The organism is Vogesella sp. (assembly GCF_046297735.1).
GTDB classification, from domain to species: domain Bacteria; phylum Pseudomonadota; class Gammaproteobacteria; order Burkholderiales; family Chromobacteriaceae; genus Vogesella; species Vogesella urethralis.
Window position 1 is genome coordinate 113,942 of the sequence record NZ_JBKBHK010000003.1, and the last position, 24,809, is coordinate 138,750.

The 24,809-nt window shown below is 60.9% G+C and carries 31 protein-coding genes and 1 riboswitch; of the genes, 21 read left to right on the forward strand and 10 right to left on the reverse strand.

Annotation, left to right across the window (positions count from 1 at the left end):
* Positions 1-199 precede the first annotated feature (199 nt).
* Positions 200-1,648, forward strand: a complete 1,449-nt coding sequence (locus ACK4FZ_RS05010; RefSeq protein ID WP_409818551.1) for a phospholipase D-like domain-containing protein — start codon at positions 200-202, stop codon at positions 1,646-1,648.
* 512 nt (positions 1,649-2,160) lie between these two features.
* A complete protein-coding gene (locus ACK4FZ_RS05015; RefSeq protein ID WP_409818552.1) occupies positions 2,161-4,422 on the forward strand; it encodes an Orn/Lys/Arg decarboxylase N-terminal domain-containing protein in 2,262 nt (753 codons plus the stop codon).
* Between the two features lie 100 nt (positions 4,423-4,522).
* Here the strand turns inward: ACK4FZ_RS05015 and ACK4FZ_RS05020 are convergent, their stop codons facing one another.
* From ACK4FZ_RS05020 to ACK4FZ_RS05060, 9 genes are all read right to left on the reverse strand, one after another.
* Positions 4,523-5,287 (reverse strand): substrate-binding periplasmic protein, encoded by a 765-nt coding sequence (locus ACK4FZ_RS05020; RefSeq protein WP_409818553.1) that lies wholly within the window; start codon positions 5,285-5,287, stop codon positions 4,523-4,525.
* On the reverse strand, positions 5,284-5,751 hold the full coding sequence (locus ACK4FZ_RS05025; RefSeq protein WP_409818555.1) for a hypothetical protein: 468 nt from the start codon (positions 5,749-5,751) through the stop codon (positions 5,284-5,286). The genes ACK4FZ_RS05020 and ACK4FZ_RS05025 overlap by 4 nt, the downstream gene beginning before the upstream one ends.
* 6 nt (positions 5,752-5,757) lie before the next feature.
* A complete protein-coding gene (locus ACK4FZ_RS05030; protein ID WP_409818556.1) occupies positions 5,758-6,081 on the reverse strand; it encodes a hypothetical protein in 324 nt (107 codons plus the stop codon).
* A 71-nt stretch (positions 6,082-6,152) separates the two neighbouring features.
* Complete coding sequence (locus ACK4FZ_RS05035; protein WP_409818557.1) at positions 6,153-7,298, reverse strand: cystathionine gamma-synthase; 1,146 nt, start codon at positions 7,296-7,298, stop codon at positions 6,153-6,155.
* 31 nt (positions 7,299-7,329) lie between these two features.
* The gene (locus tag ACK4FZ_RS05040) at positions 7,330-7,989 is read right to left on the reverse strand and encodes an amino acid ABC transporter permease (RefSeq protein WP_409818558.1); all 660 of its coding nucleotides are present in this window, start codon (positions 7,987-7,989) and stop codon (positions 7,330-7,332) included.
* Between the two features lie 63 nt (positions 7,990-8,052).
* Positions 8,053-8,832, reverse strand: coding sequence for a transporter substrate-binding domain-containing protein (locus ACK4FZ_RS05045; protein ID WP_409818560.1), 780 nt, complete (start codon positions 8,830-8,832; stop codon positions 8,053-8,055).
* A 423-nt stretch (positions 8,833-9,255) separates the two neighbouring features.
* Complete coding sequence (locus tag ACK4FZ_RS05050; RefSeq protein ID WP_409818561.1) at positions 9,256-10,479, reverse strand: type II toxin-antitoxin system HipA family toxin; 1,224 nt, start codon at positions 10,477-10,479, stop codon at positions 9,256-9,258.
* Complete coding sequence (locus ACK4FZ_RS05055; protein ID WP_409818562.1) at positions 10,476-10,889, reverse strand: helix-turn-helix domain-containing protein; 414 nt, start codon at positions 10,887-10,889, stop codon at positions 10,476-10,478. The genes ACK4FZ_RS05050 and ACK4FZ_RS05055 overlap by 4 nt, the downstream gene beginning before the upstream one ends.
* 26 nt (positions 10,890-10,915) lie before the next feature.
* A complete protein-coding gene (locus ACK4FZ_RS05060; RefSeq protein WP_281982734.1) occupies positions 10,916-11,155 on the reverse strand; it encodes a helix-turn-helix domain-containing protein in 240 nt (79 codons plus the stop codon).
* A 143-nt stretch (positions 11,156-11,298) separates the two neighbouring features.
* On the opposite strand from ACK4FZ_RS05060, the gene ACK4FZ_RS05065 reads away from it, so the two are divergent.
* Positions 11,299-11,955: a hypothetical protein gene (locus tag ACK4FZ_RS05065; RefSeq protein WP_409818563.1), complete on the forward strand. Its 657-nt coding sequence runs from the start codon at positions 11,299-11,301 to the stop codon at positions 11,953-11,955.
* A gap of 17 nt (positions 11,956-11,972) precedes the next feature.
* The gene (locus tag ACK4FZ_RS05070; protein WP_409818564.1) at positions 11,973-12,515 is read left to right on the forward strand and encodes a hypothetical protein; all 543 of its coding nucleotides are present in this window, start codon (positions 11,973-11,975) and stop codon (positions 12,513-12,515) included.
* Between the two features lie 162 nt (positions 12,516-12,677).
* Here the strand turns inward: ACK4FZ_RS05070 and ACK4FZ_RS05075 are convergent, their stop codons facing one another.
* Positions 12,678-12,809: a hypothetical protein gene (locus ACK4FZ_RS05075; RefSeq protein ID WP_409818565.1), complete on the reverse strand. Its 132-nt coding sequence runs from the start codon at positions 12,807-12,809 to the stop codon at positions 12,678-12,680.
* Positions 12,810-12,978: 169 nt separating this feature from the next.
* On the opposite strand from ACK4FZ_RS05075, the gene ACK4FZ_RS05080 reads away from it, so the two are divergent.
* The 17 genes from ACK4FZ_RS05080 (at position 12,979) to ACK4FZ_RS05160 (ending at position 24,666) form a co-directional block, all read left to right on the forward strand.
* On the forward strand, positions 12,979-13,356 hold the full coding sequence (locus tag ACK4FZ_RS05080; protein ID WP_409818567.1) for an ArsR/SmtB family transcription factor: 378 nt from the start codon (positions 12,979-12,981) through the stop codon (positions 13,354-13,356).
* Positions 13,353-13,832, forward strand: coding sequence for an arsenate reductase ArsC (locus tag ACK4FZ_RS05085; RefSeq protein ID WP_409818568.1), 480 nt, complete (start codon positions 13,353-13,355; stop codon positions 13,830-13,832). Before ACK4FZ_RS05080 ends, ACK4FZ_RS05085 begins: the two co-directional genes overlap by 4 nt.
* A 24-nt stretch (positions 13,833-13,856) precedes the next feature.
* The gene (locus tag ACK4FZ_RS05090; protein ID WP_409818569.1) at positions 13,857-14,294 is read left to right on the forward strand and encodes a dual specificity protein phosphatase family protein; all 438 of its coding nucleotides are present in this window, start codon (positions 13,857-13,859) and stop codon (positions 14,292-14,294) included.
* A 16-nt stretch (positions 14,295-14,310) separates the two neighbouring features.
* Complete coding sequence (gene arsD, locus ACK4FZ_RS05095) at positions 14,311-14,670, forward strand: arsenite efflux transporter metallochaperone ArsD (protein ID WP_409818570.1); 360 nt, start codon at positions 14,311-14,313, stop codon at positions 14,668-14,670.
* Positions 14,671-14,685: 15 nt separating this feature from the next.
* Entirely contained in the window at positions 14,686-16,458 is a 1,773-nt protein-coding gene (arsA, locus tag ACK4FZ_RS05100) for an arsenical pump-driving ATPase (protein ID WP_409818572.1), read from the forward strand.
* A gap of 1 nt (position 16,459) precedes the next feature.
* Positions 16,460-16,963: an arsenate reductase ArsC gene (locus ACK4FZ_RS05105; RefSeq protein WP_409818574.1), complete on the forward strand. Its 504-nt coding sequence runs from the start codon at positions 16,460-16,462 to the stop codon at positions 16,961-16,963.
* 61 nt (positions 16,964-17,024) lie between these two features.
* On the forward strand, positions 17,025-18,044 hold the full coding sequence (gene arsB / locus ACK4FZ_RS05110; RefSeq protein WP_011911474.1) for an ACR3 family arsenite efflux transporter: 1,020 nt from the start codon (positions 17,025-17,027) through the stop codon (positions 18,042-18,044).
* 2 nt (positions 18,045-18,046) lie between these two features.
* Entirely contained in the window at positions 18,047-18,610 is a 564-nt protein-coding gene (locus tag ACK4FZ_RS05115; RefSeq protein WP_409818575.1) for a sigma-70 family RNA polymerase sigma factor, read from the forward strand.
* Between the two features lie 84 nt (positions 18,611-18,694).
* Positions 18,695-19,732 (forward strand): permease, encoded by a 1,038-nt coding sequence (locus ACK4FZ_RS05120; protein WP_409818576.1) that lies wholly within the window; start codon positions 18,695-18,697, stop codon positions 19,730-19,732.
* 10 nt (positions 19,733-19,742) lie between these two features.
* A complete protein-coding gene (locus ACK4FZ_RS05125; protein ID WP_281982765.1) occupies positions 19,743-19,979 on the forward strand; it encodes a thioredoxin family protein in 237 nt (78 codons plus the stop codon).
* A gap of 11 nt (positions 19,980-19,990) precedes the next feature.
* Positions 19,991-20,434: a rhodanese-like domain-containing protein gene (locus tag ACK4FZ_RS05130; protein ID WP_409818577.1), complete on the forward strand. Its 444-nt coding sequence runs from the start codon at positions 19,991-19,993 to the stop codon at positions 20,432-20,434.
* A gap of 4 nt (positions 20,435-20,438) precedes the next feature.
* Entirely contained in the window at positions 20,439-20,858 is a 420-nt protein-coding gene (locus tag ACK4FZ_RS05135; protein WP_409818578.1) for an OsmC family protein, read from the forward strand.
* 10 nt (positions 20,859-20,868) lie between these two features.
* Positions 20,869-21,036 (forward strand): DUF2789 family protein, encoded by a 168-nt coding sequence (locus ACK4FZ_RS05140; protein ID WP_409818579.1) that lies wholly within the window; start codon positions 20,869-20,871, stop codon positions 21,034-21,036.
* Positions 20,987-21,118 (forward strand): DUF2789 family protein, encoded by a 132-nt coding sequence (locus ACK4FZ_RS05145; RefSeq protein WP_409818580.1) that lies wholly within the window; start codon positions 20,987-20,989, stop codon positions 21,116-21,118. Before ACK4FZ_RS05140 ends, ACK4FZ_RS05145 begins: the two co-directional genes overlap by 50 nt.
* Positions 21,119-22,027 (forward strand): cation diffusion facilitator family transporter, encoded by a 909-nt coding sequence (locus ACK4FZ_RS05150; RefSeq protein WP_409818581.1) that lies wholly within the window; start codon positions 21,119-21,121, stop codon positions 22,025-22,027. It abuts the gene before it with no gap.
* A 282-nt stretch (positions 22,028-22,309) separates the two neighbouring features.
* A complete protein-coding gene (locus ACK4FZ_RS05155) occupies positions 22,310-23,788 on the forward strand; it encodes a SulP family inorganic anion transporter (protein ID WP_409818582.1) in 1,479 nt (492 codons plus the stop codon).
* Positions 23,789-23,802: 14 nt separating this feature from the next.
* Positions 23,803-24,666 (forward strand): universal stress protein, encoded by an 864-nt coding sequence (locus ACK4FZ_RS05160; protein ID WP_409818583.1) that lies wholly within the window; start codon positions 23,803-23,805, stop codon positions 24,664-24,666.
* Between the two features lie 56 nt (positions 24,667-24,722).
* Positions 24,723-24,788, forward strand: a riboswitch (Fluoride riboswitch).
* Positions 24,789-24,809 lie beyond the last annotated feature (21 nt).

The following is a 24,809-nucleotide window of genomic DNA, read 5'->3' on the forward strand; positions in this document are numbered from 1 at the left end:
GACCCTGCAACCGCTTTTTGTGCGACGCATTATCACTTAACAAACAAGCACTTACTGTTATTTACACACTACAGTGCTGGGGAAAACCCGTAGCCGGCTTTACATTTTAGAGACATCAACATTCATAAATACGACCAGCATTTTTTGCGCCAGCACCCCGACAAAATACTGCATTTTTAATACTGTCAGACAATAGCCAATGAGCAAGCCACTGCCCTCGTCCGCCGATAGCCAACTGTTCCGCCAACTGGCCGAGCAGGCGCTGGCGCGTTCGGCCGGCGCACCGCTGGTAGGCGGCAATGACGTCGCGCTACTGTTCGATGCGGCAGCCAACTTCAGCGCCTGGACGCAACGGTTGGCCGACGCCGGCGACTACATCCTGATCGAGATGTACCTGTTTGCCGACGACCCGTTTGGCCGCCAGCTACGCGCGCTGCTGCTGCAAAAGCTGGCCCAGGGGGTGCAGGTGTACTTGCTGTACGACTGGCTGGGCTGCTGGCGCGAGCACTACACCGGCTTCTTCAAGCCCCTACAGCAGGCCGGCGCCCAGGTGCGGGCCTGGCAAGCGCCCGGCTGGCGGACCGGGCTTAACCTGCCGGGGCGTGATCACCGCAAGCTGATCGTGGTGGATGGCGACATCGCCTTCATCGGCGGCCTGTGCGTCAGCTCGCGCTGGGAGGGCTGGCGCGATACCGGGCTCAGCCTGCGCGGCCCCTTGCTTGCCGATGCGCTGGCCGCGTTTGCCGACAGCTGGCAGGCCAGTGGCGGCACCCTGCCCCCGCTGGCGGCCAACCCGGCGCCGGCCGGCCACGTCAGCGCCCGCCTGATTGCCACCACCCCCTCCACCGCCAAGCTGATGCGGCTGGATTTGCTGATTGCCGGCTTTGCCCGCGAACGGCTGTGGCTGACCGACGCCTACTTCATGGGCACCAGCGCCTACCTCAGCGCGCTGCAGAACGCGGCTCGCGACGGCGTGGACGTGCGCCTGCTGGTTCCACGCAGCAGCGACATCGGCTGGATCGCCACCGTATCGCGTACCTTGTACCGCCCGTTGCTGGAAGCCGGCGTGCGCGTGTTCGAATGGAACGGGCCGATGATCCACGCCAAGACCGCCGTGGCTGATGGACGCTGGGCGCGCATCGGCTCCACCAACCTCAACATCTCCAGCTGGCTGGCCAACCGCGAACTGGACCTCGCCATCGAAGACGCCGCGCTGGCGGCCGAGATGGAAACCCGCTTTCTACAGGACATCGACCACGCCACCGAAGTGGTGCTCAGCGGCGTGCACAAGCGGCCGGCGCTGGCCAAACCACGCCAGCAAGGCCCGCGCCTGCCCTTGCGTCAGCACGCGGCGGTGAGCGCAGCGGCAGCTGCGCGCCAGGCCGCACGGCTGGGCAACGTGCTGGATACCGCCATTCGCGGTACGCGCAGTGTGGAGGACAGCGAAGCCAGCGCCTTTGCCAGCATCGGTCTGGTATTTCTGCTGCTGGCAGCAGTCGTACTGTGGTTTCCCTACCTGGTCGCGCTGCCGCTGGCACTGGGGTTGCTGCTGGCCGGAGGCAGCGTGCTGCTGCGTGCCTGGCCACGACTCTGGCGGCGAGGCAAAGGGCGCCGTGACAGTGCCTCACCACCGGATAACACACCATAACAAACGCCTGTTTTAGCAGGTTTTTTGATCAAATCCCCCCTGCCAGGGCAATGCGGCAAAAACTTTTTCCGGCTGTAATACTGCCGTGCAACATGAACGCCCACAATGCCGCTACAATGCGCGCTTTCTTGGGTTATTCGAAGGTGTTTTCCGTTGCGGCCAACCTCATCAGGGCCACCCGGACGACAACACCCTAAGCCGGCAGACGTGAAGGAGGCGTGCCTCCCAGTGCGGACCGCGGTGCAAAGCGCCCCTTTGTTCCGTCGTGCCTTGGCATGGCGGATAAACAATCGCGCCTCAAGGCCAGCCATCCAGGGCGGCGGCATCACGTCGTACGTACAGAACTGTGCCCCAACGCGCACCGAGTGACACTTCCGGCCCTGCCGCGAAGGCCAGCTTTGGCGTTACAGGTGCACAGAACCACACCGATGCACCCGGCGTGGCTCACGCGCTGCCCAAGCGGCCCCACGGCAGCCTGACGTGTCCGAGTTAACAGCAACAAGGACTCAGGTATGCGTTTTCACTTCCCCATCGTCATCATCGACGAGGACTTCCGTTCCGAGAACACCAGCGGTTCCGGCATCCGTGAACTGGCCGCCGCCATCGAAGCGGAGGGCATGAGCGTCATCGGCTACACCAGCTACGGCGACCTCACCTCGTTTGCGCAACAGCAAAGCCGCGCCGCCGGCTTCATCCTGTCCATCGATGACGAGGAATTCCACACCGACGACTCGGCCGAAACCGCGCTGGGCGGCCTGTACGGCTTTGTGGCGGAAATCCGCCGCCGCAACCCGGACATTCCGGTGTACCTGTACGGCGAAACCCGCACCGCACGCCACATCCCGAACGACATCCTGCGCGAGCTGCACGGCTTCATCCACATGCACGAGGACACGCCGGAGTTCGTGGCACGCCACATCATCCGCGAGGCCAAATCCTACCTCGACAGCCTGGCGCCGCCGTTCTTCCGCGCGCTGGTGAACTACGCCTACGACGGCTCCTACAGCTGGCACTGCCCGGGCCACTCCGGCGGCGTGGCATTCCTGAAGAGCCCGGTGGGCCAGATGTTCCACCAGTTCTTCGGTGAAAACATGCTGCGCGCCGACGTGTGCAACGCGGTAGACGAACTGGGCCAGCTGCTGGACCATACCGGCCCGGTAGCCGCCTCCGAGCGCAACGCCGCCCGCATTTTCAGCTGCGACCACCTGTTCTTCGTCACCAACGGCACCTCCACCAGTAACAAGATCGTATGGCACAGCACCGTGGCCGCCGGCGACATCGTGCTGGTAGACCGCAACTGCCACAAATCCAACCTGCACGCCATCATGATGACCGGTGCCATTCCGGTGTTCCTGATGCCTACGCGCAACCACTACGGCATCATCGGCCCGATTCCGAAAAGCGAGTTCTCGCTGGACAGCATCCGCGCCAAGATTGCGGCCAACCCGTTCGCGCGCGAAGCACTGGCCAAAAACCCGAACGCCAAGCCGCGCATCCTCACCATCACCCAGTCCACCTACGACGGCATCCTGTACAACGTGGAAGAGATCAAGGGCATCCTGGATGGTGAAGTGGACACCCTGCACTTCGACGAAGCCTGGCTGCCGCACGCCAGCTTCCACGATTTCTACGGCGACTTCCACGCCATCGGCGAAGGCCGCCCGCGCTGCAAGGAATCGATGATTTTCTCCACCCAGTCCACCCACAAGCTGCTGGCCGGCATTTCGCAAGCCTCGCAGATCCTGGTGCAGGACCCGGAGAACCGCCAGCTGGACACCATGAGCTTCAACGAAGCCTACCTGATGCACACCTCCACCAGCCCGCAATACGCCATCATCGCCAGCTGCGACGTGGCCGCGGCCATGATGGAGCAGCCGGGTGGCCAGGCACTGGTGGAAGAGTCGCTGGTAGAGGCACTGGACTTCCGCCGCGCCATGCGCAAGGTGGACGAAGAGTACGGCGACGACTGGTGGTTCCGCGTGTGGGGCCCGGAGGCGCTGTCCGACGACGGCATCTGCGACCCGATCGACTGGACGCTGAAGCCGGAAGACAGCTGGCACGGCTTTGCCGGCATCGAAGACGGCTTCAACATGCTGGACCCGATCAAGGCCACGCTGCTCACCCCCGGCCTGTCACTGGATGGCAGCTTCGAAGAACTGGGCATCCCGGCCGCCATCGTCACCAAGTACCTGACCGAACACGGCGTGGTGGTGGAAAAAACCGGCCTGTACAGCTTCTTCATCATGTTCACCATCGGCATTACCAAAGGCCGCTGGAACACGCTGATTTCGCTGCTGCAGCAGTTCAAGGACGACTTCGACAAGAACCAGCCGCTGTGGCGCGTGATGCCGGAATTCGTCGCCAAATACCCGCAGTACGAGCGCGTGGGCCTGAAAGACCTGTGCCTGAAGATCCACAGCCTGTACCGCGAACACGACATTGCCCGCCTCACCACCGAAATCTACCTGTCGGACATGACGCCGGCGATGCGCCCGGCCGATGCCTTTGCCAAGATGGCACACCGCGAGATCGAACGCGTACCGGTAGACCAGCTGGAAGGCCGCGTGACCGCCGTACTGCTAACACCGTACCCGCCGGGCATCCCGCTGCTGATTCCGGGCGAAGTGTTCAACACCACCATCGTTGACTACCTGCGCTTCGTGCAGGCCTTCAACCGGCAGCTGCCGGGCTTTGAAACCGACGTGCACGGCCTGGTGGCCAGCCAGGTAGACGGCCAGAAGGTGTACTGCGTGGATTGCGTCAAGGCCGGCTAAGCCTGCCTGCCACTACCGCTCTTGTATGCCCGCCCTGCTTGTAACAAGCAGGGCGTTTTCTTGCCTACTTGCCGCTGCGGCCAACCCGCGTCAATGCCCATTAATGCTCATTCAGGTCGCCGAATACTTGCTGATGGCTACCATCCTGTACCAGCTTGCGGTAATGGTAACGCAAGGTATTGACATACTCGTAAGGCGTGCTGCGGCTGGCGGCAAGGTACATCGAGATAGTAAGCGGCAGCGTGTAGACCTGGCGAAACTGACCGCAGTCGATACGGTTATGGCGACAGTACGCCTGCAAAGCACCGCGACTCATCGGCACCACGTCTACCAGGCCACGACGCAGCTTCATCATGTTGACGCGGGTATTCTCGGACAGATCCAGGCCACGGCTGTCCCCCGGGTGCATATCGGCAAAGCCGTTAACACGCAGCCAGTCTAGCCGGACATCGCGGTTCACCACCCCCAGGCGCAACTGGCGCGCCTGCTCCAGCGAGCTGATTACTGGCGTACGGCTACCGTTCAACGCATACAGGTGAATACGGCTGGCTAGCAGCTCGCCTATCCAGTAAAAATTGGCCTCCCGCTCAGGGGTACGTGCCAAAGCATAGATCAGCACGTGGCGCTCGCGCTGCGCCAGCGCCATGCTGCGCGCCCAAGGGTAGACATGATGGGTGTAAGGCAAACCAGCCTGCTGCATCAGCTTGCTGACAAACTGCTTGCCTGGCCCCTCGCCCTCACCAGCCATCGTGGTAATGAAGGGCGGTGCATCCTCGGTTACCACTCTAAAGGTTGGCGGTGCCGCCAGTGCAGACACCGCCAGCAAGCAAAGCGCCGGGCAGAGCGCGAACAGTAGCGTTTTCATCTTGGCTTTCCTGACAGTTGGGCCAGTTCGGCGCTCTCCAAATAAGGTGCCAGCATCTGCTGGTAGCGACCGCTGCGCTGCAAGCGATCGTAACTGCCTTGTAATGCGCGGATAACGGCTGGCCGGGTTTTCAGGCTGGCAGCCACGTAGAGGTCCACACTGAACGGCAACACCATCACGCGCCGGAAGCGGGTGCAATCCACTCCTTCACTCAGGCAGAACGAACGCAGGCCCAAGTGCGATACAGGTACCATGTCTACCCTGCCCTGCATCAGCTTGCGCAAATTGCTTAAGCTGTTATCGGCGGTGTCCAGACCGGCACGACTATCTGCCGCCGCCTCGCGCAGCCCCTGCTCGCGCAGCCAGTGTGCCCGCACGTCATTGGCGGTGACACCGATACGGTAATGGCGCAATTCTTCCACGTTACGGGCGCGGATATCAGTGCGTGACTGTAACGAATACATGGCGTACTACACGGTCAGCAGCTTACCGATCCAGTGAAACTGGGGCTCGCGCTCTGGTGTGCGAGCGATCGAGTAGATCAGCACATTAGGCAGACTACTGGCCATCATGTAGGCGCGTGCCCACGGGTAGACCTGCTGGCTGTAGGCAACACCGGCCTGCTGCATCAGCTGCCGGATAAACTGCGGCGCCTCGCCCTGCAGCTGGCCTTGCCACAAGTAGTGCAAGGGCCGGGCGTCTTCGGTGACCACCACCATGGCCGGCAGGTTGCCGGCGCGGGCAGGTAACACCAGCAACGCCAGCCACCCTACAACTCGCCATAGGCATTTCATCGGCACAAACCCCTGACTAACAGAAGTTCATTATTGAATTACTGCCTATTTTATTGCCAGTTGATTTCAACTCAGTCGGCCAGCGCCTGTGCCAGGTCGGCCAGAATGTCGTCGATGTCTTCGATACCGATGGACAGGCGCAGCTGACCTTCGCGAATGCCCAGCGCCGCCTTCTGTGCCGGCGGCATGCCGCCGTGCGACATGGTGTAGCTATGGTTGACCAGCGACTCTACCCCGCCCAGCGACTCGGCCAGCATGAACAGCTGCAGGCGGCTGGCCACGCGGCTGGCTGCTTCGCGGCTGTTATCTTTCAGGTAGATGGTGACGATGCCGCCGAAGCGGCGCATCTGGCGGCGGGCCAGCGCGTGGCCGGGGTGCTCCGGCAGGCCGGGAAAGAACACTTTCTCGATCGCCGGGTGCTGCAGCAGGTAGGCCGCCACCCGCTCGGCGTTATCGCAATGACGATCCATGCGCAGTGCCAGCGTCTTGATGCCGCGCAGGGTAAGGAAACAGTCCTGCGGGCCGGGTACCGCGCCGGCAGCGTTCTGGATGAACTTGATGGCCTTGAACAGCGCCTCGTCGTTCACCGCCACCAGGCCCAGCAGCACATCGGAGTGGCCGCCCAGGTATTTGGTGGCCGAGTGCACCACGATGTCGGCACCCTGCTGCAGCGGGTTCTGCAGGTACGGCGTGGCAAAGGTATTGTCCACCGCCACCTTGGCACCGTGAGCGTGGGCAATCGCCGACAGCGCCGCCACATCCACCAGGTTCAGCAGCGGGTTGGTTGGCGTTTCCAGCCATACCAGCCGGGTTTGCGGGCCGATAGCCGCGCTGAGGTTGGCCGCATCGCTGAGGTCGGCAAACGTCACCTTGATGCCCAAGGGCTGCATCACTTTGTCCAGGATACGGTAGGCGCCGCCGTACAGATCGGCCACCGCAATCACTTCGTCGCCCGGCTGAAGCGTGGCGCGCAATACCGCGTCGATGGCCGCCATGCCGCTGGCGAAAGCCAGACCATGGCGGGCGTCTTCCAGCGCCGCCAGGTTGGCCTCCAGCGCGGCCCGCGTCGGCGTGCCGGTGCGGGCGTAGGCAAAGTCCAGCTGCTCACCCACCGCGTCGTGGGCAAAGGCGGAGGTCTGGTAAATCGGCGGCATTACCGCGCGGTTGTGCTGGTGGTAGTCAAACCCGGCGTGAACGGCTTTGGTGGCGAATTTCATCGTACGGCTCCCCTTGCGGCCAACCCGGCCGCTAGCGTTGGTAGGCTTTGGCAAAGTGCTGCTCGACGCGTTTCTGTACGCGCTCGAACACGGCGCTGAGCACCCAGTAGATGGCCGCCGCCATCAGGTACAGCGGCAGCGGCTGGAAGGTCTGCGCGATCATGTCCTTGGTGGCCATCATCAGCTCGGACACGGTAATCACCGACACCAGCGAGGTGTCCTTGATCAGCGAGATCAGGCTGTTGGCCAGGCTGGGCACCGCCAGCCGCACGCCTTGTGGCGCGATGATGTGGCGCATGCTCTGCCACCAGCTCAGGCCCAGCGACTGCGCCGCGTCCCACTGCCCTTTATCGACGCCGGCGATGGCGCCGCGCAGGCTTTCCGACAGATAGGCCGCCACGTTCAGCGTCAGCGCCAGCACGCCGGCAGTGACTGGCTCGAACTCGATGCCCACCGACGGCAAACCGTAATAGATAACGAAAATCTGCACCAGCAGCGGCGTACCGCGCATGGCGCTGACGTAAAACGCGGCCAACGGTGCCAGCAGCGGCACCTTGGCCAGGCGCACCAACGCCACGGCAAAGCCCAGCGTCAGGCCCAGCACCATGGCACTGACGGCAAAAAACAGGGTGAGGCCGGTGCCTTTCAGCAGCACCGGCAGCGCGTCTTGCGCCAGGGTCAACCATTCCATCTGCACTCTCCAAAGCACAAACGCCCCTGCACACGGCAGGGGCGTGACAATCAAGCTGGCGGATTATCGCGCAGCCGGTGCTTTCGATACATCAATACCGAACCATTTCACCGAAATTTTCTTGAAGGTACCGTCTTTGTGCAGGGCGTTCAGCGCATTGTCGATGGCCGCCTTGAACTTGGGGTTACCTTTGGCGAACGGAATGCCCATCTGGGTAGTGCCGCCTACCGGGGCGCCGGCTTTCAGCGGCAGCTTGGCTTCTTTCAGCGCGAACGGAATCAGCAGGCTGTCGTTGATGGCTGCGTCGATACGGCCCTGGGCCAGATCCTGGAAGATCTCGGCGGCAGACGGGTAGAACTTGGCTTCGATACCGCCCTGCGCCTTCACCATCTCGGCGTAGTTGCTGCCCTGGGTCACGCCCATTTTCTTGCCAGCCAGATCAGCCAAGCCCTTGAAAGCGCGGGTTTCGTTCTTGCGCACGATCAGCTGGGCGCTGGAGATGGTGTACGGCTGCGAGAAGTCGAACACTTCCTTGCGCTTGTCGTTGATCGACACCTGGTTCAGCACCACGTCGAACTTGCCACCCTGCAGGCCGGCCAGCAGACCGCTCCATTCACCGGTGGTGAACTCCGGTTTCACTTTCAGCTTCTGTGCCAGCGCATTGCCCAGCTCCACTTCAAAACCGGTCAGCTTCTGCTCTTTGTCCTTGAAGTTGAACGGCGGGTAGGTGCCTTCCAGTGCGATTTTCAGCGTGCCGCGCTGTTGCACGGTATCCAGCAAATCAGCGGCGTAAACGTTGGCCGCGAAGCCCAGCAGCGACAGGGTGATGAGGGTCTTTTTCATGGTATTTATTCCTGATAGTTATTGGCAGGCGCGCCAATACAATGAGGCGGACTATAACAAAGCCGACTGTTTCACTCCAGCTTTCGCTTGAAACAAATTCCGATAAGCAAATGCACGCTTTTGCTACTTGCCCAGCCCTGTTAGCAGGGCGCCGTTAGCGGCTACCTAACGCAGGCCGCCACCGTATGGCACCTGCATTGTGCCCGCGTGATGGGCGCAAAAAACCCCGCCTGAGCAACAGGCGGGGTGGTGTCTTGCCGTCAGGCAGCAGGCTTAGACGTTGAACAGCGATTGTGACTGCAAGTCATTGAATGAACAGTTCACCATGCTGCTCCATTAAAAAAACATACTCATGTTTGTACTCAAGAAACTCAGCATTGAGTACGTTCAACCCTGATCTGGCGCCGTTGCGCCGGCTCGGATTCAGCTTTCCAGACGCCGGCGACAGGCATCAATGGTGGATTTTATCTGTTGCGCCAGCATCTGCCTGATCGGCGCACGCTCCAACCGCTCACCCAATGAGCTTGCCTGCAGCAACATCCGTTCGATGACCTCTTCCGCCCGTTTCCTTGGGATGCCACCTTCCTCCGCCAGACGCAATAAATGCCAGCGTTCGATGGCAGCACCTTCGCCGCAAACGTCCAGGTGATGCTGGCCCATCGGGCCTTCACTGAAGGTCAGGTCGAATGCCGGTGCCAGACGCCAGCGCCGGTCAGGCCCGAGACGCCACGCGAAGTTCTTGGGATGGTCGTCACGATTGTGGAAGAGCACATTGAAGACGGCTCGCGCGTAGGCTTTCTCCACTTCGCGCTCGTCGCGCGTCAGGAAACGGGTAGCCCGCAGGAAGGCGGTGTAGTCGGTGGCACCGGGCAGGCGAAAATCCACCTGCAACAATCCAGCCAGACTATGCACCGGGACACGTTGCCCACCTTCCCGGTCGAAGCGCACGACGCCGAAGGCGGCCAGTTCAGGGCCAAGGTCGAACCAGCGACTTTCGGGCACTTCCAGTCCGCAATCCCGAGCCAACTCGGCATAGAGCTGCTCGATGACGCAGACCTCCTTGTGTTCGTTCTGCGCCGGGAACTTGACCAGCCAGGGGCTGCCGGGCGCATCCGGACGGGTGCTGACCTGCCCGGTCATTGCGTCGTACTGCACCAAGGCCTTGGGTCGTGCCCCTTGCGGCGAGCCGCCGGTGAGCGCGAGCTCGCGCAGGGCTGCCCCCGCCTCGCCCGCGAGCGCGAGACGGCTTTGTTCGGCCAGCGCCAGCAAGGACCAGTCGGGCTCCCGGATGCCGGCGTCGCTTGCCGGAGCGAAGCGTAACGCGCCCATCGCGCGCCCACCAATGAAGGCCAGCCGGTCCAGAGGCCCGGGATGGCGCAAGCCGTGTTGACGGAACAGGCGATCCATCAACAGCAAACCCCAGCCGTCAGGCAGACTGTCCGCGATCAGGCCCGGAAGGCGATGCAAATGGGTCGGAAAACTTCCGTAGGCATCCGCACGCAGCTTGAGGTGCAAGGGCGACAGTTCCAAGCCCTGAGACAGGGCTTCGGGAGAATATTCGAAGAGCAGGGATTGACCGTCATCGGCCAAGCGTCCCAACGGCCAGTCTTCTCCCCAGCCGCAATAATGCACGGTAAGCAGCTTCATGATGTTCTCTTACGCGGCGCACGCTGGCGGCGGCTGACAAGGTCCACCTGCTCCATCTGGGCGATGGATTGCCGTTTGAGCACGAAGAGATCGTCCAGCGCCTCCAGCAAGCCAAGTGCCTGCGCGACACGGACCAGCGTTTCCAGCGAGCACTGGCCGTCGCTTTCGAGTTTGCGCAACGCCCCCAAGGACAGTCCGGCCATTTGCGCCAGTTCACGCTGCGTGAGCGATTGGGCAAGCCGCTGCTCGCGCAGACGAACACCCAGCGCGTGCAGGATCTCAGCGGGAGTCGAGAGATGAAAAGTCACTTTTATGACCCTTAACGCGAAAAAAATTGCGTAAGCGCCATTGTAGTGGGCTTTACTTATTCTTGAAAGCAGATGGCTGCGATAGCTGCCGCGAGCGATCATGCGGTGACCATCGTAACGCTACGATGTTACGGAGTTGGCTCCTGTCCAGCAGCCGGCGCCTCCAGCAGTACTGAAGGCTCCACCCCCAGCGCCTCGGCCAGCTTGAAGATGTTGAGTAAGGCGATGTTGCGTTGCCCACGCTCAACACCCCCCAGATAGCTGCGCGCCAAGCCACTCTCCAGTGCCAGGCGTTCTTGCGACCACCCTCTGCTCTTTCTGATTTCTATCAGCTTCAGGCCGAAGCGTAGTCGGGGATCAAGGGCCATATTTCTCTCTTCTCAAAGAGAAATGACTCTATGAGTACCCCCTCTATAGGGCTACGCCCGATAGGTACCCGCACTATAAGTGACAATTTAATTCAAGCGCCATAGAATGGCCTCTATGAGTAACAACATGGAGGTGATGACGTATGGCAAGCGTCTGGAAGACTGCTGGGATGGGGGCGGCTGCGGGGCTGGCAGTTCCGGTGGCTGGGCTTTCAGGTCTTGCTGCCACTGCTCTTACGCTGATTCTTGTACTGGCGATGTTCGGCGTGGGGCCTGCGCGCCTGTCACAGACATCGCTTTGGGGACTGTTGACCAGTGAGCTGATGCTCTATCTGCTGATTTCGCTGGCGATCTTCATGCTGTCCTTCCGCTTTCTGGCGCGCTTGCAGGCCCGCTGTCAGGCCCTTGTCGCCAGGATCAACGCCCAGCAGGGCCTGTCATTCGATGCTGGACATCTCTTGGGTTATCCCGCGCCAGCCTTTCTGGTGTTTGACCGGCAGCATCGCAAACTGGCTGCCTGCTCAGTCGTGGATGAAGCCTGGCGTATCCACGACTTCTCTTGGCTGCTCGGCTGGCAGATGACCTGGCGCGAGGTCGAGAGCATTGAGATGAACGGCGGTAGCCGTCAGGTCAACCGCACAGGCATGAGCGTGCCGACCTTCGAGCGCACCGTACGCGCCAAGGACTTTGCCATCGAGCTGCAAACCGCCGATCCGCAACGACCAGTGCTCAGTTTCCCCATGAGCCGTCGGGCGGCGGAAACCTGGTGTGCCCGGCTCAATGCCCTCTTCAACGGATAACCTCGCGAGGAACTGCGATGAAACACTACCGGAGCTTGCTGCTTCTGCCTCTTGTATTGACGGGCTGCGCCACAACCGACATGCAGGGGGCGCTGGACTCCCTGAACGGACTGGGACAATCCATTGAGCGGCTTGGTCGTTTTCGTGCGCAGTGGAACGCACTCCGAGCTATTCTCGTGAGCCTGCATCCAACCCTCGACCCTCAACTGACCGGCAACGTCGGTCTGTACTACTGCTGCTACCGGCTCTCGCTGATGGGCTGGAACGTCTTGCCTACGGCACGCAATGCGCGAGGGGTGGACATCATTGCCTACAGCCGGGACGCTTCCCGGTTCGTGGGTGTGCAGGTGAAGGCCCTGAGCAAGCGCAACCCGGTGCCGCTGGGCACGTCGCTCGACAAAGTGATGGGCGACTTCTGGATCATCGTCAACAAGGTGGCCACCGCGCCCTCGGCCTATATCATGCTGCCGTCCGAGGTCACGGAGCGCGCGCACCGTGGCGAGAAAGAAAGCCGCCTCGCAGAGCGAGGCGGTGAAAGATTGCGAGCACCAGGGAGGTAAACGCCGCTACAACGGCAGTCTCCCTGAATTATCAGGGCGAAAACTTGGGCGGCTGGCCCGGCGTGCAGTTGTAGAGCACGGGCAGCAGCGGGCCAATGAGGCTCACGACCGCCATCTTCATGTCGTCGGCGTCAGCCTTCTCCTTCAAGTACCACACCACCTTCACGCAGCGCCTTGACGTACTCGCCGAAGATGCTGTGCAGGCGCCTTGTCGCGGTTGACCTCAATGCCGTGCGGCTCGCAGGCAATCCGGATGAACTTGATGACGAAGGTGTGCAGGCGATCCAGCGTCATTTTCAGAAGACGACCGCACGAAATGTCAGGAGTTGGTCGCACTGAAGTCTGCCGTCCAGCTTGTGCCCCCAGTCGATACCCACATAGGCTATCACCGCCCATTTTCTGAGTGACAGATCGCCATCAAAACTTTATTTTTTTATTTCAACTATCGTTGTATTATTAAAATATGGAAAAGAACACAGCCACCACGATCTTTGAATCGCTGTCATCCGGCCTGCGGCTGGATGTGTACCGGCTTCTCGTGCGCAAGGGTACAGAAGGCATGGTTGCGGGCGAGATCGCTTCAACCCTCGATGTACCGCCGACCAACCTGTCGTTCCACCTCAAGGCGCTGACGCAGGCCGGGATGCTCACCGTCGAGGCGGAAGGGCGCTTCCAGCGTTACCGGGCCAACATCCCGCTGATGCTGGACTTGATCGCCTACCTGACCGAAGAGTGCTGCTCAGGGCATCCCGAGCAGTGTGCAGACATGCGCGCTGCCTCCAAGTGTTCCGACACTGTGCTGCCGCCCCTTTCTTCAACTCCAGAGGCCCTTAAAAAATGAACATCCTGTTTCTGTGTACCGGCAACTCGTGCCGCTCGATCCTCGGGGAAGCCACCTTCAACCACCTTGCCCCGGCAGGGTGGAAAGCCATGAGCGCAGGCAGTCAACCCACTGGCCAAGTCCATCCTCGCTCGCTGGCACTGCTGGCACGCGAAGGCATCTCGACCGAGGGCTACCACAGCAAGTCGTGGGACAACCTGCCCTCGACCCCGGACATCGTGATCACGGTCTGCTCCAGCGCTGCTGGTGAAACCTGCCCTGCCTACTTGGGGTCAGTTCTGCGCACCCACTGGGGCGTCGAAGACCCAGCCCACGCCACCGGCTCCGACGAGGAGATCGATGCCGCCTTCACGACGGCCTATCGCATCCTGCGCGCGCGCATCGAGGCCTTCCTCGCGCTGCCGCTGGCTGATTTGCAGCAAGACAAGGCCAAGCTCAAGGCAGAGCTTGATCGCATCGGCACATTGCTGGCCTGAAACCGAGAGAGGGGCAAGCTACCGATGCAAAAGCAATATCACGAGCTGATCGCAGGCCGCATCTACTTCGGAGGAGCAGGCGACATTCAACAAATCGCCGATGTGGAACACATCGACGTGGTGGTGGATTTGCGCGAAGAGTCCACGGGTTGCGCGGCGTCGACCCCCACCCTGATCTGGCAGCAAATCCCGCTCGGCGACAACGCCGACCAGCCACAAGCGCCATTGTTCAAAGACGCCATTCAAGCGGTCGTGTCAGCCTACCGCGATGGCAAAAAAGTGGCTTTCCACTGCGGTGGCGGTAAGGGCCGGACAGGCACCGTGGCCGCTGGCGTCCTGTTGGAACTTGGCCTGTGCGGCACCTTTGAAGAGGCCGAGGCCCATGCCAAGGCGATTCGCCCCGTCGTCAATATCAAGTCTGACCAGCGCGAGGCGCTTGAGCAGCTATATCCCAACGCATGACTAAGAAAGAATAACGATGGCAACCATTCAGATTTTTGACCCTGCACTGTGTTGCAGCACTGGCGTCTGTGGCGTTGAAGTTGACCAAGCGCTGGTGAGCTTCGCGGCCGATGTGGACTGGGCCAAACAAAACGGCGCACAGGTTGAACGATTCAATCTGGCTCAACAGCCGCTCGTCTTCGCCGAGAACGCGACTGTCAAGACCTTCTTGGAGCGCTCTGGACAGGAAGCGCTGCCCCTGATTCTGGTTGATGGCGACGTCGCCTTGGCTGGCCGCTACCCCAACCGCACCGAGCTGGCTCGCTGGGCAGGCATCGCAACTGCGAACGCTACACAACCGCAAGGTGGTTGCTGCTCCGGCAGCCGCTGCTGCTGAGCGGAGGAATTGTCCATGCACTTCCTCAATCAGCCTCCGCGCTACCTTTTTTTCACGGGCAAGGGTGGGGTCGGCAAGACCTCCATCGCCTGTGCTACGGCGGTACAACTCGCATCAGAGGGCAAGCGCGTCCTGCTTGTCAGCACCGACCCTGCATCGAACGTGGGGCAAGTGTTTGGGGAAAGCATCGGCAATCACATCACGGCGATCCCCGCCGTGCCCAACCTCTGGGCGCTCGAAATTGATCCGCAGGCAGCAGCGCAAGCCTATCGAGATCGCATCGTCAGCCCAGTGCGGGGCGTCCTACCTGAGACGGTTGTCAAAGGGATCGAGGAACAGCTTTCCGGCGCTTGCACCACCGAGATCGCGGCCTTCGACGAGTTCACTGCCCTGCTGATCGACTCGACGTTGACCGCGGACTACGAACACATCATCTTCGACACTGCACCCACGGGCCACACGATCCGGCTGCTCCAGCTGCCCGGTGCGTGGAGCGGCTTCCTCGAAGAAGGCAAAGGTGATGCGTCCTGCCTCGGGCCTCTGGCCGGGCTGGAAAAGCAGCGTACCCAGTACAAGGCCGCCGTTGACGCCTTGGCTGACCCTCAACGCACTCGCTTGATTCTGGTCGCCCGTGCCCAACGCACGACTCTTCGAGAAGTGGCACGCACACACGAAGAGCTGGCCGCCATCGGGCTGTCTCAGCAGTACCTCGTTGTCAATGGCGTTCTTCCAGCCAGCGAAGCCGCGCACGATGAGCTGGCGGCAGCGATCCATCAACGCGAGCAAGCTGCCCTTACGGCCATGCCAGACGTGCTCAAGGCGCTGCCTCGGGATCAGATTGACCTGAAACCGTTCAACCTGGTCGGACTCGACGCCTTGCGTCACTTGCTGGTGGCTACCACCAACGGGAGCGCCACAAGCTCCATCGAACTGCCTGCCCAGCTCGACGCACCCAGCCTGTCCTCCTTGGTTGATGACATTGCTGCAGATGGGCATGGCTTGGTCATGCTCATGGGCAAGGGTGGTGTCGGCAAAACCACCTTGGCGGCCGCCGTCGCTGTGGAGCTGGCTCACCGAGGATTGCCCGTCCATCTAACGACCTCCGATCCGGCCGCTCATCTGTCAGAGACGCTGGAAGGCTCTCTGTCTAACCTGACCGTTAGCCGCATTGACCCTCACGAGGAAACAGAGCGCTATCGCAAGCACGTATTGGATACCAAGGGTGCCCAGCTCGATGCCGAAGGGCGCGCACTACTGGAAGAGGACTTGCGCTCCCCTTGCACCGAGGAGATCGCGGTCTTTCAGGCCTTCTCTCGCATCATTCGGGAGGCTGGCAAGAAGTTCGTGGTGATGGATACCGCGCCCACCGGGCACACGCTGCTGCTGCTGGATGCCACTGGTGCATATCACCGCGAAGTGACCCGGCAGATGGGCAACACAGGCCTGCACTACACGACGCCGATGATGCAGTTGCAAGACCCGAAACAGACCAAGGTGCTCATCGCCACGCTAGCCGAAACCACCCCTGTCTTGGAAGCTGCAAACCTGCAATCCGACCTGCGCCGAGCGGGCATCGAACCGTGGGCATGGATCGTCAACAACAGCGTCGCAGCCGCTCGCCCCGACTCTTTACTGCTGCGCCAACGCGCCTTCAACGAACTGAGGGAAATCGACTCGGTAGCCACGCACCATGCCAGGCGCTTTGCAGTTGTCCCCCTCTTGAAGAACGAGCCGGTCGGCGTGGATCGACTGCGTGACTTGGCACACCACATCACCGAGGAAGCCTGACATGGAAAACAAAATCTACAACGTGCTGTTCATCTGCACCGGGAACTCCGCCCGCAGCATCATGGCGGAAGTCATCATGAACCACCTTGGGCGGGAGCGCTTCAAGGCGTACAGCGCGGGAAGCCATCCTCGCGGTGAGGTTCATCCGATGACCCTGGAAGTGCTGTCCAAGCAGTGCTACGACTTGGGTGGGCTGCGCAGCAAGAGCTGGACGGAGTTCGCCGAGCCGGATGCTCCGCAGATGGACTTCATCATGACCGTGTGCGATCAGGCGGCAGGCGAAGCCTGCCCAGCGTGGCCCGGCCAACCTATCACCGCGCACTGGGGATTTGCCGACCCCACCAAGGTCGAAGGTGATCATGAACAGCAGCTCAAGGCATTTGCCACTGCCCAGTTCCAGATCGCCAATCGCATCCGGCTTTTCATGAGCCTACCTATCGAAAAAATCGACCGCATGTCGCTGCAAACCAAGCTCCGTGAGCTGGGGCAGCAGCGTGGCGCTTAAAGGGGGAAATGCTTTGTCTGCTCAATGTGAAACCATACAGAAAGGATCGGCAAGCCTGCCGATGAGCGTCTTTGAGCGCTATCTGACCGTCTGGGTATTCCTCTGCATCGTCATCGGCATTGCCCTCGGACAGTTTTTCCCGGCAGCGTTCCAGTCCATCGGCCGCATGGAGATCGCGCAGGTGAACCTCCCGGTGGGCCTGCTGATCTGGGTGATGATCATCCCGATGCTGGTCAAGGTGGACTTCGGCGCACTGCACGAAGTGCGCCAGCACGTCCGGGGGATCGGGGTCACGCTGTTCGTCAACTGGCTGGTCAAGCCGTTCTCGATGGCATTCCTCGGATGGTTCTTCATTCGCAACCTGTTTGCGCCCATGCTCCCCGCTGACCAGCTCGACAGCTACATCGCCGGGCTGATTCTCCTTGCCGCCGCACCATGCACGGCAATGGTGTTCGTGTGGAGCAGGCTGACCAATGGCGATCCACTGTTCACGTTGTCGCAAGTCGCGCTGAACGACAGCATCATGGTGATAGCCTTTGCGCCTCTGGTTGGCTTCCTGCTGGGCATCTCGGCCATCACAGTGCCTTGGGACACGTTGATCACATCCGTCGTACTGTACATCGTGATTCCCGTCATCTTGGCCCAACTCTTGCGCAAGCAGCTTTTGGCCAAAGGCCCGGATGCCTTCGAGGCCACGATGGCGAAAATCGGCCCGTGGTCGATCACGGCCCTGTTGGCGACCCTCGTCTTGCTTTTCGCCTTTCAAGGCGAGGCCATTCTGAAACAGCCGCTGGTCATCGCACTGCTGGCTGTGCCAATCTTGATTCAGGTGTTCTTCAACTCGGCATTGGCCTACTGGCTCAACCGCTTGGTCGGCGAGAAACACAACGTCGCTTGCCCTTCGGCCTTGATTGGCGCATCCAACTTCTTCGAGCTGGCGGTCGCGGCAGCGATCAGCCTGTTCGGGTTCCACTCAGGTGCGGCTCTGGCGACCGTGGTCGGCGTGCTGATCGAGGTGCCCGTGATGCTGCTGGTCGTGCGCGTGGTGAATGCCTCAAAACCCTGGTACGAGGCCCGATAGGAATGGTAGAAGGCAACACATTCGAATGCGTCTTGCGCGCCTGGGATGCGCACGAACGGGAGTTGCTCGCCTTCTTGATTCTGCGCGCCCCAGACCGTCATGCGGCAGAAGATCTCCTGCAGGAGGTCTTCCTCAAGGCCATGCGTCAAGGCAAAGGCTTTTGTTTACTGGGTAACCAAAAGGCGTGGCTGTTCGAGGTGGCACGCAATGCTTTGATCGATGCAGCCCGCTTGGCCAAGCCCCACGCCGAACTGTCGGGCGAGTTGACCGAAACATTGGCCGCTCCCCCTGCTTCAGAGCGGGGGCCAGTTGATGAACTCGATGTGTGTGTAGAACGCAACCTTCCAGCACTGGATGCCGAAGACCGTCACATCATCGAAGTCTGCGACCTCCAAGGGCAGACCGTACGGGCTTACGCAGAGGCCAACCAGCTCACCCTGGCTGCCGCAAAGTCACGCCTGCTGCGAGCCAGAAAGCGGCTCCGGCACAGCTTGGTTGTGAACTGTCAAGTCAGATTCGATGACACCGGGCAGGTGTGCTGCCACACGCCGCGTCCTCCTGCCTGAATCCTTTTGTTGAATCATTCGTCTTCTTTGCAGATCGTTCAGCATAGGCCAACACCTCGCTGAACAACGCAACGGAGAAGACCGATGACCGCCCTCGCCATGCGCTGGACTCAGCGCAACCCGACCCTGTTCCTGATTGTGGCCGCCCTGCTGTGGTGGGGCCTGTACCAATCGCTGATCCCAGCCTCTGAAGTGCTGGTTGCAACGTTACCGGTTGCGCGCGACAGCCACCTGGGCAGTGCGCTGCAATTCTTCTTCTATGACACCCCCAAAGTCTTGATGCTGCTCACCGGCGTAGTGTTCGTCATGGGTATGGTCAACAGCTACTTCACGCCAGAGCGAACCCGCGCGCTGTTGGCTGGACGCACCGAAGGCATGGCCAACGTGATGGCCGCCACGCTGGGCATCGTCACCCCGTTCTGCTCCTGCTCGGCGGTGCCGCTGTTCATCGGCTTCGTGCAAGCGGGGGTGCCGTTGGGTGTGACCTTCTCGTTCCTGATTTCTGCGCCCATGGTCAACGAAGTGGCACTGGCGCTGCTGTTCGGGATGTTTGGCTGGAAGATTGCCGCGCTGTACCTGGGGCTGGGCCTGACAGTGGCCATCGTGGCAGGTTGGATCATTGGCCGCCTGAAAATGGAAGCGTACCTGGAAGACTGGGTGCGTGACATGCCAAAGATGTCGGTCGGCTACGAGGCGGCCGAGACAACACTGGCCGACCGGGTGCAGGCGGGGTTTGCCTCAGTGCGCGAGATCGTGGGCAAGGTCTGGCCCTACATTTTGGCCGGTATCGCCATTGGCGCTGGCATCCACGGTTGGGTGCCCGAGGACTTCATGGCTAGCTTCATGGGCAAGGACGCCTGGTGGTCGGTGCCGCTGGCGGTTCTGATCGGTGTGCCCATGTACACCAATGCAGCGGGTGTCATTCCCATCGTGCAGGCCCTACTGGCCAAGGGTGCAGCGCTGGGCACGGTGCTGGCGTTCATGATGAGCGTGATCGCGCTGTCGCTGCCCGAAATGGTGATCCTGCGCAAGGTGCTGAAAATCCGGCTGATCGCCACCTTCGTCGGTGTGGTTGCCAGCGGCATCCTGATCGTGGGTTTTGTTTTCAACTGGGTTTTGTGAGGAGATTGAGATGAAAGAGATCAAAGTTCTCGGCACTGGCTGTGCCAACTGTAAGAGCACCATCGCGCTAATCGACCAGGTGGCGAAGGCCAAGGACGTCGAGGTCAACTTGCAAAAGGTGGAAGAGCTGCGCGACATCATGGGCTACGGCGTCATGTCCACCCCAGGCGTGGTGATCGACGGCAAGGTAGTGCACGCCGGTGGCGTGCCCAGCCGCGACAAAATCGAACAATGGCTAACAGCTTGAAGGAGCGCAAGATGATTGACCATCAGACGCTGGGAGATGCCAAGCAGGTCTGTCCAACCACCACTCAGCGCTTGGTGAGAGAAGGTGCCTTGCTGGTAGACGTTCGCGAACGCGACGAAGTGGCAAGCATCACCTTCGATGTACCCGCCATCGTGAACATTCCGCTGTTCGAGATGGAACAGCGCTGGAGTGAACTGCCCAAGGATCGAGAGCTCGTGCTGGTCTGCGAGAGTGGAGAGCGTAGCCTCAAGGCCACGTACTACCTGCAGTTTCGGGGATTTACTCACGTAAGCAACATGGAGGGTGGTCTGCTCAAGTGGATGCGTAAGGGTTTTCCGGTCATTGGCAAGCGTTACGAAGCACCTGCCGCGGCTACGACGTCTTCGTGTTGTGGTGGCCCGGCACCGGTGGCATCGCCAACAGGCTGCTGCGCCCCAACTTCGGCAAAGGAGTAGCGGCATGAGCGACACCCCGGCCAAGATGCGATTTCATGTCGATGCACGCCGAATCGATGCCCACGGCAGCGAGGCCAGCTGTAAATTGGCGCACATCACACTCGACACCGACATGGCTGGCAGTTCCCAGGCCTTTAACCCGGCCGAGCTGCTGCTGGCCGCGCTGTCGGCCTGCATGATCAAGGGCATCGAGCGTGTTGTGCCCATCCTCAAGTTCGAGTTGCGCGGCGTGCAGGTGACCGTGGATGGCGTACGACAGGATGTGCCACCCAAGATGGAAAGCATCCGCTACGAAATCATTGTGGATACCGACGAAACCGATCGCCGCATTGAACTACTACATGACAATATCAAGAAGTACGGCACGGTATTTAATACGGTAGCACCGAGCACCGATCTCTCTGGCGTAATGCGCCGTTTATGAGGAGTTGAGAATGGAATCCGCCATCCACCGTTTTCACGATCTGTTCGCACAGTTGGGTCTGCCGAATCACCAGGACGACATTGGACGCTTCATTGCCGCACATCGGACGCTCGGGCCGGACAATCGCCTTGCCCGATGCGCCATATTGGACTCCTGCGCAATCCAGATTTCTTCGTGAAGCCCTGCAACAGGACTCCGATTGGGCGGAACTGGTCGATCAACTCAATCAGGCGCTTCGCGTCTCACAAGGATGTGCCTGAATGAGCCACGACCACAGCCATGGACCCGGCGGATTTAGTAAGGCGTTTGCCGTCGGCATTGCGCTAAACTTGGTCTTCGTCGGAGTGGAAGCCTTCTATGGCTGGACGTCCGGCTCCTTGGCCTTGCTGGCCGATGCGGGGCACAACCTGGCCGATGTGGCCGGTTTGGTGCTCGCGTGGGGCGGCGCGCTGGCTGGCAAGCTGCGGGCAACCCCACGTCACACTTACGGCTGGAAAAAGGGCAGCATCCTCGCGGCATTTGCCAATGCCTTACTCCTGCTTGTGGCCATGGGTGCGCTCGGCTGGGAAGCGGTCGGACGCTTGACGTCACCGGAAGTGTCGAATGGCCACGAAGGTGCAACGATTATGGCGGTGGCAGGTGTGGGCATCCTCGTCAATGCCGCAACAGCACTGCTGTTCATGCGCGGTCGCGATACTGACCTGAATATCCGGGGGGCTTTTCTGCACATGGCTGCTGATGCGCTGGTATCTGCGGGGGTGGTGGTGGCTGGAGCCCTGACGCTGTGGATGGGCTGGATCTGGCTGGACCCGGTGGTCAGTCTGCTGATCGCAGCACTCATCGTCTGGGGTACCTGGAGCCTCTTCAGGCAGTCCTTACACCTTCTCTTCGATGGTGTTCCAGACGGTATCGACCCACGGGCAGTGCATGACTATCTGGCCAACCTGGAAGGTGTACGGGCGGTGCGCGATCTGCATATTTGGGCGCTTGACACGGCACAAACCGCCATGACCGCGCACTTGGTGATGCCGACTTGGCAGCAGGACGACTCGTTTTTAAGGCGCATTGAGGATTCGTTGCACGAACGCTTCGAGATCACGCATTCCACGATACAAATCGTTCGGAAACCTTTTACGATGTCTTGTCGCGACTGGGGCGCCAAACAATGACGCAGCCTTACTGCATTGTTGCGCCGCCACATATGCGATAAAATTATACTTCCCCAAAGAACCAGCAAGCCACTATCGGAGTTCCTACCCGTGTAAGTCTCTTTCTCGCTGCGAGCCAGCTTCAACCGCACACCACGCTCGCACGAGGCTGCACGTCCGATTCGCTGCGTCTTGCTGGCCCCGGATCACTCGGGGTTTGTTCTCTATTCCGCTGGTCGGGAAGACGCGCTTGTGTTCGCCCCAACCGCCACCACTGGCTGGCAACCACCACGGAATAGAAGAATGATGAAATCCTTACGCCAGGACTGGCTATCCAATGTCCGAAACGACCTGCTAGCGGGCCTCGTCGTCGCGCTGGCGCTGATCCCCGAAGCCATCGCCTTCTCGATCATCGCTGGCGTCGATCCCAAGGTCGGCCTCTACGCCTCGTTCAGCATCGCGGCGATCATCGCCTTCGCAGGTGGTCGCCCTGGAATGATTTCTGCTGCGACGGGCGCGATGGCGCTGGTCATGGTCACGCTCGTCAAAGAGCACGGCTTGCAATATCTGCTGGCCGCCACGGTGCTGACTGGCGTGCTCCAGATCATTGCGGGCTGGCTCAAGCTCGGCGCCTTGATGCGTTTCGTCTCGCGCTCGGTCATCACCGGCTTCGTCAATGCGCTGGCCATCCTGATCTTCATGGCGCAGTTGCCTGAGCTGACCAATGTGACGTGGCACGTCTATGCCATGACGGCGGCGGGCCTCGGCATCATTTACGGCTTTCCCTACATCACCAAGGCGGTGCCGTCGCCGCTGGTTGCCATCGTTGTACTGACCGGCGTCGCGATCTTCCTCGGCCTCGACATTCGCACCGTGGGCGACATGGGCCAGCTGCCCGACAGCCTGCCGGTGTTCCTGCTGCCGGATGTGCCACTGAACCTCGAAACGCTAGCGATCATCTTCCCGGTCTCGGCCACCCTGGCGGTCGTCGGCCTGCTGGAATCCATGATGACGGCCTCCATCGTCGATGACTTGACCGACTCCAACAGCAACAAGAACCGCGAATGCGTGGGCCAAGGGGTGGCGAATATCGCCACTGGCTTCTTGGGTGGCATGGCAGGCTGCGCCATGATTGGCCAGTCGGTCATCAACGTGAAGTCCGGTGGCCGTGGCCGACTCTCCACCCTGGCCGCAGGTGTCTTCTTGCTCCTGATGGTGGTGTTTATCGGTGACTGGGTAGCCCGCATCCCGATGGCGGCGCTGGTCGCCGTGATGATCATGGTGTCCATCGGCACCTTCAACTGGGCCTCGATCCGCAATTTGCGCGAGCACCCCAAAAGCTCCAGCGTGGTGATGCTGGCCACCGTGGTAGTGACGGTCGGCACCCACGACTTGGCCAAGGGCGTGCTGGTCGGCGTGCTGCTGTCAGGCTTCTTCTTCGCGCACAAGGTCGGCCAGATTCTGCGCGTCACCTCTCGCACCGAGGACGAAGGCCGCGTGCGCAGCTACACCATCACCGGTCAGGTGTTCTTCGCTTCGGCGGATCGATTCATCAATGCCTTCGACTACAAAGAAGTCATCGAAAAGGTGCGCATCGACGTGAGCCGCGCCCATTTCTGGGACATCACCGCCGTCAGTGCCCTGGATAAGGTGGTCATCAAGTTCCGCCGTGAAGCCACCGAGGTGGAGGTCATCGGTTTGAACGAAGCCAGCGCCACACTGGTGGACAAGTTCGCCGTGCATGACAAAGACGGTGCCGACGACATGCTGATGGGCCACTGATAGGAGACAAGATCATGAACAACGAAAACAAAGTGCTGGCCTGCGTGGATCAATCCCACTTCGCCGACTACGTGGCCGACTACGCTGCATGGGCAGCTCGGCGCATGGATGCGCCACTGGAGTTTCTGCACGTCATCGACCGCCACCCCGAATTGGGATCGAGCGAGGATCACAGCGGCGCCATCGGCATCGACGCCCAGGAAAATCTGCTGACCAAGCTCTCCTCCGAAGACGAGGCCCGCACCAAGCATGCCCGCGAGCAAGGCCGCCTCTTCCTCAACCGACTGCGTGAGCGGGCCATCGCTTATGGGACCTCACTGGTCGATGTTCGCCAGCGGCACGGCGAACTGGAGGAAACGCTTGCAGAGCAGGCTGAGGGCGTGCGCCTGCTGGTTTTGGGTCGCCGTGGCGAAGCCGCAGAGACCACCCAACGCGACCTTGGCCGAAACGTCGAACGCGTCGTGCGCGCCCTGCACAAGCCGATCCTGACCGTAACGGAAGGCTTCAAGGAGCCGCAGCGCGTGATGATTGCCTTCGATGGCGGCAACGTGACCCGGCGTGGCGTCGAGATGGTTGCGGGCAGCCCGCTGTTCCGTGGTCTGCCGATCTATCTGCTGATGGCTGGCAAGGAAAGTCCGGATGCCCCCAAGCAGCTCGACTGGGCCAAGACCACCTTGGAAGCGGCAGGCTTCGATGTGACCGCCTCGCTGATTCCCGGCGATGCGGAAAGCATCATTGCCAAGACGGTGAAAGCGCAGTCCATCGATATGCTGATCATGGGTGCGTTCGGTCACTCACCGCTGCGCAGCCTGCTGTTCGGCAGCAAGACAACCGAGCTACTTCGCTCATCGACCATTCCTACCCTGCTGCTGCGATGACAGTTGCCCCTGAATGCCATCTCTGGTGCCATCGCACCAGCCCGGATAAAATATCAGGGCTTCACGGAGATGGCATTCCTCCGCCAACCGCCGCGCCTGCGGCTGATGATGCCTACGCAGACCCCGGACTGGGGGCGTAGGTG

Bases quoted from the DNA above. Each gene is read 5' to 3' on its own strand.
- ACK4FZ_RS05150 (WP_409818581.1), top strand. From the start codon at position 21,119: ATGAGCCACGACCACAGCCATGGACCCGGCGGATTTAGTAAGGCGTTT.
- ACK4FZ_RS05055 (WP_409818562.1), bottom strand. From the start codon at position 10,889: ATGATCGCTCGCGGCAGCTATCGCAGCCATCTGCTTTCAAGAATAAGT.
- ACK4FZ_RS05135 (WP_409818578.1), top strand. From the start codon at position 20,439: ATGAGCGACACCCCGGCCAAGATGCGATTTCATGTCGATGCACGCCGA.
- ACK4FZ_RS05075 (WP_409818565.1), bottom strand. From the start codon at position 12,809: ATGACGCTGGATCGCCTGCACACCTTCGTCATCAAGTTCATCCGGATT.
- ACK4FZ_RS05105 (WP_409818574.1), top strand. From the start codon at position 16,460: ATGGAAAACAAAATCTACAACGTGCTGTTCATCTGCACCGGGAACTCC.
- ACK4FZ_RS05025 (WP_409818555.1), bottom strand. From the start codon at position 5,751: ATGTATTCGTTACAGTCACGCACTGATATCCGCGCCCGTAACGTGGAA.
- ACK4FZ_RS05080 (WP_409818567.1), top strand. From the start codon at position 12,979: ATGGAAAAGAACACAGCCACCACGATCTTTGAATCGCTGTCATCCGGC.
- ACK4FZ_RS05050 (WP_409818561.1), bottom strand. From the start codon at position 10,479: ATGAAGCTGCTTACCGTGCATTATTGCGGCTGGGGAGAAGACTGGCCG.
- ACK4FZ_RS05090 (WP_409818569.1), top strand. From the start codon at position 13,857: ATGCAAAAGCAATATCACGAGCTGATCGCAGGCCGCATCTACTTCGGA.
- ACK4FZ_RS05125 (WP_281982765.1), top strand. From the start codon at position 19,743: ATGAAAGAGATCAAAGTTCTCGGCACTGGCTGTGCCAACTGTAAGAGC.
- arsB (WP_011911474.1), top strand. From the start codon at position 17,025: ATGAGCGTCTTTGAGCGCTATCTGACCGTCTGGGTATTCCTCTGCATC.
- ACK4FZ_RS05115 (WP_409818575.1), top strand. From the start codon at position 18,047: ATGGTAGAAGGCAACACATTCGAATGCGTCTTGCGCGCCTGGGATGCG.
- ACK4FZ_RS05030 (WP_409818556.1), bottom strand. From the start codon at position 6,081: ATGAAATGCCTATGGCGAGTTGTAGGGTGGCTGGCGTTGCTGGTGTTA.
- ACK4FZ_RS05085 (WP_409818568.1), top strand. From the start codon at position 13,353: ATGAACATCCTGTTTCTGTGTACCGGCAACTCGTGCCGCTCGATCCTC.
- ACK4FZ_RS05120 (WP_409818576.1), top strand. From the start codon at position 18,695: ATGACCGCCCTCGCCATGCGCTGGACTCAGCGCAACCCGACCCTGTTC.
- ACK4FZ_RS05065 (WP_409818563.1), top strand. From the start codon at position 11,299: ATGGCAAGCGTCTGGAAGACTGCTGGGATGGGGGCGGCTGCGGGGCTG.
- arsD (WP_409818570.1), top strand. From the start codon at position 14,311: ATGGCAACCATTCAGATTTTTGACCCTGCACTGTGTTGCAGCACTGGC.
- ACK4FZ_RS05130 (WP_409818577.1), top strand. From the start codon at position 19,991: ATGATTGACCATCAGACGCTGGGAGATGCCAAGCAGGTCTGTCCAACC.
- ACK4FZ_RS05045 (WP_409818560.1), bottom strand. From the start codon at position 8,832: ATGAAAAAGACCCTCATCACCCTGTCGCTGCTGGGCTTCGCGGCCAAC.
- ACK4FZ_RS05155 (WP_409818582.1), top strand. From the start codon at position 22,310: ATGATGAAATCCTTACGCCAGGACTGGCTATCCAATGTCCGAAACGAC.
- ACK4FZ_RS05015 (WP_409818552.1), top strand. From the start codon at position 2,161: ATGCGTTTTCACTTCCCCATCGTCATCATCGACGAGGACTTCCGTTCC.
- ACK4FZ_RS05010 (WP_409818551.1), top strand. From the start codon at position 200: ATGAGCAAGCCACTGCCCTCGTCCGCCGATAGCCAACTGTTCCGCCAA.
- ACK4FZ_RS05035 (WP_409818557.1), bottom strand. From the start codon at position 7,298: ATGAAATTCGCCACCAAAGCCGTTCACGCCGGGTTTGACTACCACCAG.
- ACK4FZ_RS05160 (WP_409818583.1), top strand. From the start codon at position 23,803: ATGAACAACGAAAACAAAGTGCTGGCCTGCGTGGATCAATCCCACTTC.
- ACK4FZ_RS05020 (WP_409818553.1), bottom strand. From the start codon at position 5,287: ATGAAAACGCTACTGTTCGCGCTCTGCCCGGCGCTTTGCTTGCTGGCG.
- ACK4FZ_RS05040 (WP_409818558.1), bottom strand. From the start codon at position 7,989: ATGGAATGGTTGACCCTGGCGCAAGACGCGCTGCCGGTGCTGCTGAAA.
- ACK4FZ_RS05070 (WP_409818564.1), top strand. From the start codon at position 11,973: ATGAAACACTACCGGAGCTTGCTGCTTCTGCCTCTTGTATTGACGGGC.
- ACK4FZ_RS05140 (WP_409818579.1), top strand. From the start codon at position 20,869: ATGGAATCCGCCATCCACCGTTTTCACGATCTGTTCGCACAGTTGGGT.
- ACK4FZ_RS05060 (WP_281982734.1), bottom strand. From the start codon at position 11,155: ATGGCCCTTGATCCCCGACTACGCTTCGGCCTGAAGCTGATAGAAATC.
- arsA (WP_409818572.1), top strand. From the start codon at position 14,686: ATGCACTTCCTCAATCAGCCTCCGCGCTACCTTTTTTTCACGGGCAAG.